The organism is Bacillus sp. FSL K6-6038 (assembly GCF_038050455.1).
GTDB classification, from domain to species: Bacteria; Bacillota; Bacilli; order Bacillales; family Bacillaceae_G; genus Bacillus_A; species Bacillus_A pseudomycoides.
Map to the genome: position 1 here is coordinate 1,259,804 of NZ_JBBOUH010000001.1, position 13,685 is coordinate 1,273,488.

The window sequence follows — 13,685 nt, forward strand, 5'->3', positions numbered from 1 at the left end:
TTATTTTTACTTAGTATACCTAAATTGGATATAGAAAAAACCATACCCGCTGGATATGGTCTAATCAAACATAAACGTTTTTGTTCGCGATCGTACGTTCAGTACAAAGCCAATCGCAATCATATATGTCAGTAAGGAACTACCGCCATAACTCATAAGAGGAAGGGTAATCCCTGTAATCGGAAGTAATCCAATTGTCATCCCAATATTTTGGAATACTTGGAATGTAAACATTCCAATCGTTCCTGCACATAAATAGCTACCGAATGGATCATTACTTTCTAAAGCGATATGAATCATACGATAAATTAATAGGAAGAACAGTGAAATAACAACGCTTGCTCCTAAAAATCCAAATTGCTCAGCAATGTTTGTGAAAATAAAATCGGTATGCGGTTCTGGGAAGTATACTTGACCATTCTCCCAGCCTTTACCGTGCAATTCACCTGATCCGGTTGCTAAAACAGCTTGCCTTAACTGATATCCTTGTGTTTCATATTCATAAGGTGCTAACCAGCCGTAGAAACGATCTAATTGATATTCTTTTAAAATATGTTCTTTAAAGAATGCTGTATGCGCAAAGTAAGTGTACGTTAACGCAGAACCAGCTGCTATAACAAGTGTAGCTAAACCGAAAATAAAGCGCCAGCGTATACCTGAAACTAAAATCATCGCGGCGAGCATCGCTGAAATAACCATTGTATTTCCTAAGTCTGGTTCTTTCGCAATTAAAAGTAGTGGTGGTAAACTTGCGCCAAATATTTTGCCGAGTAAAATGAGATCCTCACGCGGCGTCCGAAACGGATACTTTTCATTATGATTGACGATAATGCGGCCAACGACAATGATTAAAAATAACTTCATAATCTCGGAAGGCTGGAAATTACCAAGGCCTGGAACACTGTACCAAGCAGTAGCCCCTTTAATTGTTACAGCTCCAGGAACTTTTAATTCAAGTCCAATAAGTAAAATCATCGCAAATCCATACAAGTACCAAGCGATTTGTTTATATCGGTCAAAATCAATAACCATAATCGCAAAAATTGCGATGGCCCCAATGAAATACCATTGAATTTGTTTCGCAACAAAGTTTACCTGTTGTAAAGCCGGTGGTAAAGATGGTTGTGCACTTGCGATAGCAAAACAACTCACAGCCCCGATTACGAGTACAATCAGGATTAATATGTAATCTATTCGATATTGAGAATTCTTATCTTTCAACGTACGTAGTCCTTTCTATTGCTCTTTGCGTAATACAAAAAAAGACGCTATTACCATATTAGCGGATTTTGGATGGTTTGCAAATATGTTGTTTGGATTTTGAGTGTGAGATGTTAGATTATATAGATATAAATTGAGAAACTGAGATAAAACCTTTCTTTTTTAGATGGGAGAGAGCGTCCGACCATGCATAGAAGCGGTCAGGGCCTATTTTCGCCCCGTACCAAGTTTAAAACAAAGGGAGGAAATGAGAGCAGGTCACCTTGAGTTTTCATAGCAGTAATTTAGATACGAAACCTGAAAAGTGTGATTTTACATAAATACAAAATAAAAAACCACTCTTTTGGGATGGGAGAGAGGATCTGGCAATACATAGAAGCGGTCAGGGCCTATTTTCGCCCCGTGCCAAGTTTAAAACAAAGGGAGGGAGTGAGAGCGGTTCCCTTTTATTCTTCATAGCCGTGATTTATCCAGCAAGTACTTTTAAATAGAGGAAATAAAGATTGAGCTTTCGTAGTAGCAGGAAAGTGAAAGAGCAAAAGAGAAGTAAAGAACCAGTTATACTAATAATTTTGTTTTGCCTTATTTTGAATTTGTGATATGATATAAATATATTACCAGGTACTAATAACTGATATTATTTAATAAATTTAGGGGGATAAATAAATGAATCTTCTCAACTTAAAAGGAAAAAACATTATCGTAATGGGAGTTGCGAACCAACGAAGCATCGCTTGGGGTATCGCTCGTTCACTACACGAGGCAGGAGCAAACTTAATTTTCACATATGCAGGTGAGCGTCTAGAAAAAAACGTACGTGATCTAGCAGAATCATTAGAAGGACAAAAATCACTTGTTTTACCATGTGATGTAACAAACGATGAAGATATCGCGCGTTGCTTCCAATCGATTAAAGAAGAAGTAGGAGTTATCCACGGATTAGCACACTGCATCGCATTCGCAAACCGTGATGACTTAAAAGGTGAGTTTGTTGATACATCTCGTGATGGATTCTTACTTGCACAAAATATTAGCTCATTCTCATTAACAGCTGTAGCAAGAGCTGCGAAGCCATTAATGACAGAAGGCGGCAGCATCGTTACATTAACATACCTTGGTGGAGAGCGCGTTGTAGCAAACTACAATGTAATGGGTGTTGCAAAAGCATCACTAGACGCAAGCGTAAGATACTTAGCAAACGACTTAGGGCAGCACAACATTCGCGTAAACTCTGTATCAGCAGGACCAATCCGTACGCTATCAGCAAAAGGTGTTGGCGACTTCAACAGCATCTTAAAACAAATCGAAGAACGTGCACCACTTCGTCGTAACGTAACGCAAGAAGAAGTTGGTAACACAGCGTTATTCTTATTCAGTGATCTAGCGAGCGGTGTTACTGGTGAGAACATTCATGTGGATTCTGGGTATCATATTTTAGGGTAATAAAGAATCAGAGTTGAAATTAGATGTAATATTTTAGGTGAAAAAGCACCACACATGTTCATCAAACTAAGATAAGCTTATATCCATGTAACATAAAGAACAAACGCTATCCTTTTTGCAAAAATATGCAGAAAGGATAGCGTTTTTCTATTATGCTTCAGATGGGAGAGCAAGTAATAAAAAGGATTACTTAAATTTGATAATTGTATATACGTATGAAAAATATAAAATGTCTAAGTAAACCGAACCGGATGTAGGTGATTTTCTCAAGATGACGGAAATAAACTTTAGTAATCATTCATCTTATTGTAGCGGTTACTTGAAACGAAAGGCATAATCTTGTCTTATTATTTTATGTGAAAATAAATGGTGGAATATTTTTGTTTGCGAAAATATATATTTATAAATTATTGAAGAAAACGAGTTGAAATGATAAGATGAAAAGTTTAAATCAAGGAGGAAGAGCGGTGTCGAAGAGTGCTGGTACTCCAAAAAAGAAAGGCGTTTTATTTGTGATGAATCCTATAGGTGGAGGAGTAGAACATTATCAAAATATGTATATTGAACAGAATTGGCATAAGTATAGAATTTATAAGATGACGTTTAGAGCTGGAATGTTTTGTATAGAAGATATGAATCAGGAACACCCCCTGTACTATGATTTAGAGTTTCATAATGATGATGAAACGAGTTTTCGATCGCTACTCAAGTCAATGGATATTGAACTAATTTATATCAATCATCTCATTAAATTCCCTATATTTAAGTTTATAAACCTTATTCAATATTCTGGGATTGAGTATATTTATTTTATACACGATTTTTTTTGTGTATGTCCTCTAGTTAACTTGATTAAAAGAAATGGCCCTTACTGCAATAATGAAACAGATGTGAATATATGTAAGGCATGTTTGGATGGAGGGAGAGAAACAGATATTCAAGCTTGGAGAAAAAATTTCGAGTTTTTTTTATCAAATGCCCAGAAGGTAATCGCTCCAAGCAACAGTGCAAAAGAAATTATAAAAAAACATTTTCCTGACATTATTATAGATGTACAGGAACATCCTTTATCTCCTAATATCTACTATACATATACCTCTGAATTTGCAAATGAAAAACAGCTTAATGTTGCCTTCGTAGGAAATATATACAAAAATAAAGGATCACACATTTTATATAAACTTAAAATGGAAATTGAAAGGAGGAAGCTACCTTTTTGTATAAAAGTAATTGGGTTAACAGATAGGCACAAAAGAAGATTTGTCAGTCCAAGCGGACATTTTGTTGTAACAGGACCATACGATAATAGGGAATTTTCTAATCTTTTGGCAACACATAAAATAGCTATCGTTATAACTTCTTCGATATGTCCAGAGACATTTTCTTATACAACTAATGAGGCTATGTTTTCAGGGTATCCTGTCATTGCATTTGATATGGGAGCGCCAGCGGAGCTAATCAAAAAATATAACGGGGGATGGATTTTGAAAGAAGTGAGTGATAGGAGTGTCTTACAATTGTTACAAAAGCTATTAGTAAATCGCAGTGAGATTTTAGAAAAAGCGGGTAATCTATCAGTAGTCTGTCAAGATAAAGGGATTTTCTAATCTTTTCAAAAGATGCATTAAGATATTATCGTGTTTTGTAACTCGAATTCAAAAATGATAATTGTGTATGTAGAAGAGTCGCATTAAATCGTGCTATTGTTGATAAAGATGTTTTTAGATGCTTTTTTTAATCATATTAAGTGAAGGGGGCTGTTTTACAGGAAATAACAATAGCCCCCACAGGAAATATTTCATAGGTAAAAAAGAACGATGAAATTTATGCGAGAATTTGATTTACAGAGATAGGAAGTTTACTTTATGTTTTTAAGAGGCTTTTCGTTAAATCAAATCCCAACTTACAGGTGTCCCCTTAGCAACATCTTTTTTCACTTTTTTTCCTAGTAAAATAGGGAGGTATTTTGGTGCTAAACCATAACCAGGTCGAATAGCTTTTATATTTTCTGTTGTTAAAAGATCCCCAGCTTTCATATCTTGTGCCACATATAGAGAACGTCGAAACTTTAATGAGCTTTTTTCCATATCAGTCGGTCCGTAATAAATCTTCCCTAGTGACTTCCATGCCCTTTCTGTTTCAATAACAAGAGAATTTAGTTCATCTGCTTCCATTGAAAACGCCGAGTCTACTCCTCCATCAGCTCTAGATAAAGTGAAATGCTTTTCGATTACAGTTGCACCCATTGCAACACTTGCGATTGCAGCTCCCACCCCTAATGTGTGATCTGATAAACCTACTTCACATTGAAATAATTCTCTCATATGGGGGATTGTATGAATATTAGTGTTTTCTGGAGAAGCAGGGTAAGTACTTGTACATTTCAATAAAATAAGATCTTTACAGCCCGCTGATCTAGCAGCGGTGACAGTCTCATCTAATTCTGAAATTGTAGCCATACCTGTTGAGATAATAAGAGGTTTTCCGGTAGAGGCAGCTTTGCGGATTAAAGGAATATCAGTATTTTCAAAAGAAGCAATTTTATAACAAGGGACATTGAGAGATTCTAGAAAATCAACTGCTGTTTCATCAAATGGGGTGCTGAATGGGATGATACCTAATTCTGTACATTTATCAAAGAGTGGTTTGTGCCATTCCCATGGTGTGTAAGCTTGTTGGTATAGTTTATAAAGTGTGTTTCCTTTCCATAAGCTGTTTGTATCTTCTATTTTAAAATCCTTGTTATCTATATCAAGTGTCATAGTATCGGCTGTGTAAGTTTGAATTTTTAGAGCATGTGCGCCAGCTCTTGCTGCAGCTTCAACTATTTGCAATGCACGTTCTAATGACTGGTTATGGTTTCCGGACATTTCAGCAATGATAAATGGTTGGTGGTGGCGACTGATTTTTCTTCCATTAATTTCAATTTCATTCATTTTATCTTCTCCTTTTTAACCATTCATTTTTGCTTTACCGATTATATCTTTTACTGACGTATTCCATCCATTAGTAAGTAAATGCAAATATATTTTTTTATCTTTTAATCTATGATAACTACCGCCAGAAGGTTGCGGTTTCCTCATAACTTTTCCAGAATAAATGAATTTCCAATTTTCAATGAAAAGTCGTTCTATTTCTTGGCATAGTCTATCGTAGGAGGTTTTTAATGTATCATTTTCTTTGTAGGGAACTTCCGATTGAGTGATAATATCTCCAGTATCTAACCCGTTATTCACATAATGAATTGTAACCCCTTTAGGTGTATCTTCAAGGAAACTCCATAAATTTGGATCAGCACCCTTATTCCAAGGAAGATAAGAGATATGCAAATTAATAATTTTGTTATTAAATTTCTCAATAATAGAAGGAGGAATCATATATCTGTATCCATAGCTGACGATAAAGTCAATGTTAATAAGAATAGGTGAGTGAATGTCTATTCTATTTTCATAGAAAACAACACTATTTCCAGATGATTTAAGAAAACTGTACAAATTATTACATTTAGATCCTAATAATAGAATGTTCATAATATCTTCCTTAACATTTAATATTGTAAAATTTTTGATACTACACGTGTTTTTCCAAAAGCGTCTACAATCTCCAATGCTTTTCTAGAAGATCCCTCTAAATCAAAGTTTCCGCTCCTAACAATCTCAAGGGCATTACAAATATCCTTCTCGTAAATTTCTTCTGATTTTCCAATGTAAAAATCAATCCCTAAATCTCCTACTGTTTTACATATTTCAACTTGATTATGCGCTACTGAGATTAATAGTGCGGGTAATCCTAAACAATATCTTTCCCAAGTGGTTGAACCTCCAGCACATATGGCTAAATCCGCTTCATTCATTAATCTAGACATATAATCAATATTATGATGAAAGACCATATTTGGATGCTTTTTGCATAAATTTTGGATGAAATCTTTTTGAGGATTTGATCGACCGATAACTACATGAATAAGAAGCTGCGTATATTCTATTGCTTCTAGAGCTTTGATTACTTTGGAAGTTTCATTAGTGGGATCACTTCCACCAAAAAATATGAGTATTGTTTTAAGGGGATTTGTTCTTTTTCTTACATTTTTTCGTGCTTTTAAAAATTCGGATCTTAGCAATGCATATTTGGGGCCTAATAATTTTATACAATTTATAGGGATCAATTCTTCGTATCTTTGATCTATGTTTGCATAATAATTTTGATCTAGCAGTAGATCACATATATGTAACCTATCTGCTAAATCATCTATAACCATTATATAGTGGGCGAACTCCTTTAACTTTTCTTCCCACTTTTTATCTAAAGCATAATGATCTACAATGAGCCAATCAGCAAAGCGAATGCTTTTACGTATCATTTCTATTGTTTGTTGAGCATCAATTTCCCAGCTCGTTTGAAGCCATTGAGCATGTGTAGTATTACAATTATTTCTTACTAACTTCATTTTGGGTAACATATATACTGTGTGTCCCTGAGATTTTATAAAGTTACACATATGACCGTCCAATTCCCTAGATATAAAGGAGATCTGATGTCCTTGATTTTTTAACTCTTTTGCTAAGGTTAAACATCGCATAACATGCCCTGTTCCAATCTCTATAGAAGCGTCAACACGAATGAGTATGTTCATTTAAACTATATCCCTAATTTTTTTTGTTCTATATGGCTATTAATATAAAACAGGTCTGGTTCTTGTTTTAATAAATTTAAAATATCAATGAAAGAAAATTGGGGATTAACTGGATATAGTTCTGTAATAATTTTTTTTATAAAGATAAAGTCTTCTTTCGTATCTACAGTCCAGCGATGTTTACTTTCATCTAAGTGATTCTGGACATTGAACAGTTTAAACGTTTTAGGGGTGTTATATATATATGCAGTCACATGCTCGCGATAGGATGGCTGATTTGCTTCTTCATATGTTTGTTTTAAAATTCGGTAGGGCATAATTTCTGTATCTAAACCTCTTGGATAAGTACGGATTAATGTGTTAGATACATAATCATATTTATTTTGATGTTCTAAATAGCAATTAACTATCTTATCAATAATATCAGGATCAATAACGGGACAATCTGAAGTTAATCGAACTACAACATCTACAGAAAATTGTGTTGCAGCTTCATAATAACGTGATAATACATCATCTGCTGATCCACGATAATAAGGAACAGAAAGTTGTTCGCAAAGCTCAATGATTGGATTATCATTTTGATTTGTAGTAGTCGCTACAATAATTTGGTTAATTGTTTTTGCTCTTTTTACTCGTTCAATTTGATATTCTAATAGTGTTTTATCAAGAACTTTCTTCATTATCTTCCCCGGAAGTCTAGTTGAGCCCATTCGAGCTTGAATAATAGCGGCAACTTTCATTTCATCACCTTTTTATTCACTTATTTTTTATAGAAATTGATTACCTTTTTAACTGCTTGAATGACATCATTAGCGTCTTGTTCACTCATTTCTGAAAATAATGGTAGAGTAATGATGCTTTCATATAATTTTTCAGCATTAGGACAAATTCCTTTTTGATAACCTAATTTTTGATAGTAGGGTTGTAAATGAATTGGAATGTAGTGAACATTGACACCAATATTTTCTTGCTGTAACGCTTGAAAGATTTCTTTTCGATCAACTTTTAGCATTGGTAAATTTAACTGAATGATATACAAATGCCAACTTGAATCAACATGATCTAATTGTTTTGGAAGAATAACTTCAGGTAAATCTTTTAGTGCCATATTATACATTGATACATATTGTTTTCTTTTAGCAATAAAAGAATCTAATTTTTGCAGTTGTGATAATCCAAGAGCAGCTTGAATATCTGTCATCCGATAATTATAGCCAAGAAATTGCATTTCATAGTACCAAGGTCCATGATTTTCAGTTAGGTTATTAGGGTTACGGGTGATTCCATGGGTTCTAAACTGAAGAAGTTTTTGATAGTAGTCTTCATTATTTGTTGTAATGATTCCGCCCTCGCCTGTTGTAATATGTTTGACGGGGTGAAAACTGAACATGGTCATATCACTAATTGAACCAATTTTTTTCTTTTTGTAAGTAGAGCCTAATGCATGAGCTGCATCTTCGATTACTGTTAGGTTATATTCTTGGGCAATTTTTGAAATTTTTTCAAGTTCACCTGGCTGTCCAGTAAAATGTACAGGTATAATTGCTTTTGTTTTATTTGTAATCTTATCTTTTATTAAATTAGGATCAATATTGTAAGTGTCGGATTTTATATCCGTAAATACCGGAACTCCACCTTGATAAAGGACACAGTTAGAACTGGCAGCGAACGTCATTGATGTCGTGATGACTTCATCATCATTGGATATCCCCGCTGCAAAACAGGCGCCATGTAGGGCGGCTGTTCCACTTGAAAATGCTACGGCGTATTTCGCACCTACATATGCTGCCACTTGATTTTCAAATTGTTTTATTGTTGGACCGGTTGTAATAAAATCACTTTTTAAAACGTTGATTACGGCTTGAATATCATCTTCATCAATGGATTGCTTGCCGTATGGCAAATAATGATTCCGTACGGGTTTTCCTCCGTGAATTGCTAAACAATACTTCATGATCCTTAATACTCCCTTATATGTTGTTTTGACTTATTTAGACTGTTTTTTTATCTTATTCACTAATTAACCGTTTTAACTCTTCTTTTGTTAACCAATGTTCATTTTTGTCGCTTGTATAACTAAAACCTTCTGGAAGCGGTTTGCCTTCACTTATATACGCTTTATCCCACCAATTAAATTCTGGTTGAATGATATAATAATCTTCAAATTCTAAAGTATGACGGGCATCATCTTCAGTTATCATAGCCTCATGAAGCTTCTCTCCTGGACGGATGCCTATAAACTCAATTTTACATTTAGGTGCAATTACTTTTGCCAAGTCTGTTACTTTCATGCTGGGGATTTTAGGGACAAAAATTTCCCCGCCCTTCATTCGCTGAAGGTTATCAAGAACAAATTGTACTCCCTGATCAAGTGTTATCCAAAATCGTGTCATACGTTCATCCGTTATAGGAATTTTTCCGGTTTTTTTTATGCTTTTAAAAAATGGTACTACACTGCCTCTGCTGCCTACTACATTTCCGTATCGTACCACTGCAAATCTGGTGTCCTTTTTCCCTGCATAAGCATTTGCTGCAACAAAAAGTTTATCTGATGCTAATTTCGTTGCACCGTATAAGTTAATTGGAGAGGCAGCTTTATCTGTGCTCAAAGCAATGACACGTTTCACACCACAATCCATAGCAGCTTCAATTACATTCTGAGCGCCATAGATATTTGTTTTAATTGCTTCAAACGGATTGTACTCACATGCACCGACATGCTTCAAAGCAGCTGCATGAACTACAATATCCACCCCAGCAAAAGCACGGTATAAACGAGCTTTATCACGTACATCCCCAATAAAAAAACGAATACGCGAATCTGTATACTCTTGAGCCATTTCGTATTGTTTCAATTCATCACGACTAAAAACAATAATCTTGTTTACACCAAGTTCTAGGGCTTTTTTTATAAATCTCTTTCCGAAAGAGCCTGTTCCACCTGTAACTAAAATTGTTTTTTCTGTTAAATCCATTTTTTCACAGCCTTTTTTTATTGAATCCATTTTCACTATTTATTACTATGAATATTTCGGGAAAACGTTTGGGTATCATCTCTACATTTCCTTATAATTTTCCCGAAATGGTGAATAAGCCTAGATTGAAGTCTACTTTTAACTGTTTTGTGATTTATTTCTTGGTTCAGGAAATGATAAATATGTTAAATAGTTTTCTATATTATTGAGAGGCTAGAAATCAAAATCTTCGTTTTTAGATATAAGAGGTATCTTCAGGTTTTCTAATCAAAAAGTGTTACATGTTCATAAGCTGTTCAAGTTCAGAGAGGGATTATGTATTTAATATAGAGATAATGCACCATCTTTTTTCAAGCTAGACTATGTAACTATACAAAAAGACAAACAAAACATAGCATAGTAAAAGTAAAAGCCTAAATCTGCTTTCTATTGTTCGATCGCATAGTTTATACCACTAATTAGTAATTAATAAAAACATCGATCGTGTACAACTAGTTGATTAAAAAACTTAAATAATAGAAATGTATCTTCAGTAATAAAAACACGTAATTCAAAGAACTTTGAAATAGATGTTGAATGGCGCAATTAATTAATAAAAAAATATATATCTTTTAATTTTAATAGTTATTTTTTGGTTTTTTGAATTATATAAGCGAGGGTGAACAATGTGTTTCAAGGGTTTTTAAATTTTAAAGGGCAAGAAATAATAATGACCAAGGACTTGTTTAGAAATATTAAAAATGATTTCACCTATGAATTTTGGATAAAGCCTCAAAAGGAAATTCAATTAAATGAGGAATCGGATCAAGGAAAACATGGAATTTTTGGTCAAAGATATATTATTGGTCCAGGGCATCCTGTAATTGAACGAAAAGATGAATCGGGTGCCGGAGTATCGGTTGGAACGAATGGTATAACGGTATATGAACACAGTCACAATTATTTACCTCCTCTACTCACATATGAAATAAAAATAGACGATTGGACTCATATAGCTATTGTTTATGAAAATAAAACTCCAAATTTATATGTGAATGGAAGTTTTGTAAAAAGAGGATTAAAAAGTACTAAGACTAATGTCTTTGCCTCAGGAAGTATTGGAGGATGTGGAGCATACGGATATTTTGAAGGAAAAATGAATAGTTTGAGGATTTGGGGTTATTCAAAAAACGAAAAAGAGATTAAGCTCCATATGGATAAATGTTTAAATGGTGACGAACAAGGATTGATTTTAAATTGGAACTACGAAAAGCCAACATATATCCAATCTATTTCGAATACAAACGAGGAAGCTGATAAACCATCTTTTTTAAATGATTCTATTCGTAATCAATTTAGTTTAGAAACATTAAATGAATCAAATTATATTGAATATAATAATGAATTACTTGAAGATACTGAAGTGGATGTGATTATACCAATATATAATGGCTACGAATTTACAAAGAGATGTATAGAAAGTATATACAATAATATAGACATTTGTTGTAATTTATTTTTGATTAATGATGCTAGTACAGATCAACAGATATATCGTTTTTTGGAAAGCTTGAAATCTAACAAATTACCTCAAAGCTTAAAAAAATTAGTGGTTATACACAATGATAAAAACTTAGGATATGTACAAAGTATTAATAAAGGCTTACTTTTAACAACGAATCACCCCATCTTATTAAATAGCGATACAGAAATTCCACCTCATTGTTTTCGGCGCTTAATCAACCCTATTTTAGTAAATGATAAAATTTCATCCGTTACTCCTTTCTCAAATAGTGCTACGATTTGTTCCTATCCTAATTTTGTTCAAGATAATGAATTGCCCTACAATATGACTGCAAATGAAGTCGATGCTTATTTTTCAAAATATGTCATTAACAAAGGGATAGTAATCCCAACAGGTGTAGGCTTCTGTATGGCATTAAATAGAAATGTTATTCATGATATCGGAATCTTTGATGATGAGGTTTTTGGCAAGGGGTATGGCGAGGAAAATGATTGGTGTATGGGAGCACGTCATAAAGGATATCAAAATATATTGATTCCAAATGTGTTTGTTTATCATAAACATGGTGTAAGTTTTAATCAAATAGATGGAAGTAAACAAGAGCTAATGTCAAGTAATTTAAAAAAACTACTTAACCGATACCCAGATTATAATAAAATCATACAAGACTTTATAAGGCTGGATCCAATAAAAAATATAAGAGAATTCATGAAAAGTATAATGGTTGCCGATAAATATTCTTATAGAAAGGGCAGATTATTTATCGATCATGGCTTAGGTGGCGGTGCCTCAATCTATCAAACTAACTATATAAAAACATTAGAAGATGATGAGAGAATATACACGTTAACACCTGGGACAGATTATGTGATTTTAACTGATCATAATCATTCCGAACCAATAAATTATAATCTTAAAATAAGTAAACTAACTGAAATGAACTTTAAAAAATTATTAAGTGCTCTAAACATTGATTTGATTTTTATTAATCATTTATTTAAGTATCCCATTGAAAAAATGTTTCGTTTAATAAAACACTCACTTGTGGATTATTATTTTTACATTCATGATTTTTATTGTGTTTGCCCAAGCTATAATTTAATAAATCATCAAAAGAAGTATTGTAATGCTGAAACAAATGTAGATATCTGTCAGGGATGTATTGCGAAAATATTTCCGAAAGAAGCTATTCATATTGAAGGTTGGAGAGAAGCGTTTCATTCTTTTTTAATGGGTGCGAAAAAGGTAATTACCCCTAGTCATAACACGAAAGATATTATTCTAAAATATTATAAAGATATTGAGATAGAAGTAAGAGAGCATGTTATTAATCCAAAAATATCATACTCCTTTAAGGAGGAGTTTTTAAATAAAAAAGTTTTAAATATTGCTTTTATGGGAGCCATTGATTATCCGAAAGGATCAAGTATTATATATGAGCTAAAGGATTTAATTGTTAAAGAAAATTTACCAATAAATATAAAGGTGATTGGTATAACAAATATTCATTTTAATCCACACAAAAGTGCTGAAGGAAAGTTTGAAGTCACAGGAAGATATCAGGTGGATAATTTATCTGATATATTAGCTCAAAATGAAATAGCATTGGTTATTAATCCGTCCATTTGCCCTGAAACATATTCCTATACAACAAGTGAAGCAATGTTATCGGGATACCCCATTATTACATTTGACCTAGGCGCCCCTGCTGAACGAGTAGAAAAATATCAGTGTGGATGGATTCTTGACAACATGAATAGTAATGAAATATTAAATTTATTAAAAAACTTATTAAAAAATAGAGAACAAATCCACGAAAAAGCAAAGAAATTAAGAGATTTGCGGGAAGGAAATGAATTTTAGGATAAGGTCCACATATCTAATAGATTTGTAGTGAAAATAGGGA

The 13,685-nt window shown here is 33.4% G+C and carries 10 protein-coding genes; 3 read left to right on the forward strand and 7 right to left on the reverse strand.

Annotated features, from left to right (window positions below):
- Positions 1–60: 60 nt before the first annotated feature.
- A complete protein-coding gene (locus tag NSQ40_RS06365; protein ID WP_018764018.1) occupies positions 61–1,221 on the reverse strand; it encodes an FtsW/RodA/SpoVE family cell cycle protein in 1,161 nt (386 codons plus the stop codon).
- Between the two features lie 666 nt (positions 1,222–1,887).
- Between NSQ40_RS06365 and fabI the strand changes: the two genes are divergently transcribed.
- Positions 1,888–2,664 (forward strand): enoyl-ACP reductase FabI, encoded by a 777-nt coding sequence (fabI, locus tag NSQ40_RS06370; protein WP_003195944.1) that lies wholly within the window; start codon positions 1,888–1,890, stop codon positions 2,662–2,664.
- Between the two features lie 437 nt (positions 2,665–3,101).
- Positions 3,102–4,271, forward strand: a complete 1,170-nt coding sequence (locus NSQ40_RS06375) for a glycosyltransferase (protein ID WP_098158613.1) — start codon at positions 3,102–3,104, stop codon at positions 4,269–4,271.
- A gap of 279 nt (positions 4,272–4,550) precedes the next feature.
- Here NSQ40_RS06375 and pseI read toward each other — a convergent pair whose 3' ends face one another.
- The 6 genes from pseI to pseB are packed head-to-tail and all read right to left on the reverse strand — an operon-like array spanning position 4,551 to position 10,275.
- The gene (pseI, locus tag NSQ40_RS06380; RefSeq protein ID WP_098128847.1) at positions 4,551–5,600 is read right to left on the reverse strand and encodes a pseudaminic acid synthase; all 1,050 of its coding nucleotides are present in this window, start codon (positions 5,598–5,600) and stop codon (positions 4,551–4,553) included.
- A gap of 15 nt (positions 5,601–5,615) precedes the next feature.
- The gene (locus NSQ40_RS06385; protein WP_003195948.1) at positions 5,616–6,194 is read right to left on the reverse strand and encodes a formyltransferase family protein; all 579 of its coding nucleotides are present in this window, start codon (positions 6,192–6,194) and stop codon (positions 5,616–5,618) included.
- A gap of 17 nt (positions 6,195–6,211) precedes the next feature.
- A complete protein-coding gene (gene pseG, locus NSQ40_RS06390) occupies positions 6,212–7,297 on the reverse strand; it encodes a UDP-2,4-diacetamido-2,4,6-trideoxy-beta-L-altropyranose hydrolase (RefSeq protein ID WP_098158614.1) in 1,086 nt (361 codons plus the stop codon).
- Between the two features lie 5 nt (positions 7,298–7,302).
- A complete protein-coding gene (locus NSQ40_RS06395; RefSeq protein WP_341286074.1) occupies positions 7,303–8,040 on the reverse strand; it encodes a glycosyltransferase family protein in 738 nt (245 codons plus the stop codon).
- 20 nt (positions 8,041–8,060) lie between these two features.
- On the reverse strand, positions 8,061–9,254 hold the full coding sequence (pseC, locus tag NSQ40_RS06400; protein WP_018764024.1) for a UDP-4-amino-4,6-dideoxy-N-acetyl-beta-L-altrosamine transaminase: 1,194 nt from the start codon (positions 9,252–9,254) through the stop codon (positions 8,061–8,063).
- Between the two features lie 55 nt (positions 9,255–9,309).
- Complete coding sequence (gene pseB / locus NSQ40_RS06405; RefSeq protein ID WP_018764025.1) at positions 9,310–10,275, reverse strand: UDP-N-acetylglucosamine 4,6-dehydratase (inverting); 966 nt, start codon at positions 10,273–10,275, stop codon at positions 9,310–9,312.
- A 667-nt stretch (positions 10,276–10,942) separates the two neighbouring features.
- On the opposite strand from pseB, the gene NSQ40_RS06410 reads away from it, so the two are divergent.
- Positions 10,943–13,642 carry a glycosyltransferase gene (locus NSQ40_RS06410; protein ID WP_341286075.1) on the forward strand — a complete coding sequence of 900 codons (2,700 nt, stop codon included), beginning with the start codon at positions 10,943–10,945 and terminating at the stop codon, positions 13,640–13,642.
- Positions 13,643–13,685: the final 43 nt, after the last annotated feature.

What these genes read in the sequence shown, in the direction of transcription:
- fabI (WP_003195944.1), top strand. Translation starts at nt 1,888, where the DNA reads ATGAATCTTCTCAACTTAAAAGGAAAAAACATTATCGTAATGGGAGTT.
- NSQ40_RS06375 (WP_098158613.1), top strand. Translation starts at nt 3,102, where the DNA reads ATGAAAAGTTTAAATCAAGGAGGAAGAGCGGTGTCGAAGAGTGCTGGT.
- pseI (WP_098128847.1), bottom strand. Translation starts at nt 5,600, where the DNA reads ATGAATGAAATTGAAATTAATGGAAGAAAAATCAGTCGCCACCACCAA.
- NSQ40_RS06385 (WP_003195948.1), bottom strand. Translation starts at nt 6,194, where the DNA reads ATGAACATTCTATTATTAGGATCTAAATGTAATAATTTGTACAGTTTT.
- pseG (WP_098158614.1), bottom strand. Translation starts at nt 7,297, where the DNA reads ATGAACATACTCATTCGTGTTGACGCTTCTATAGAGATTGGAACAGGG.
- NSQ40_RS06395 (WP_341286074.1), bottom strand. Translation starts at nt 8,040, where the DNA reads ATGAAAGTTGCCGCTATTATTCAAGCTCGAATGGGCTCAACTAGACTT.
- pseC (WP_018764024.1), bottom strand. Translation starts at nt 9,254, where the DNA reads ATGAAGTATTGTTTAGCAATTCACGGAGGAAAACCCGTACGGAATCAT.
- pseB (WP_018764025.1), bottom strand. Translation starts at nt 10,275, where the DNA reads ATGGATTTAACAGAAAAAACAATTTTAGTTACAGGTGGAACAGGCTCT.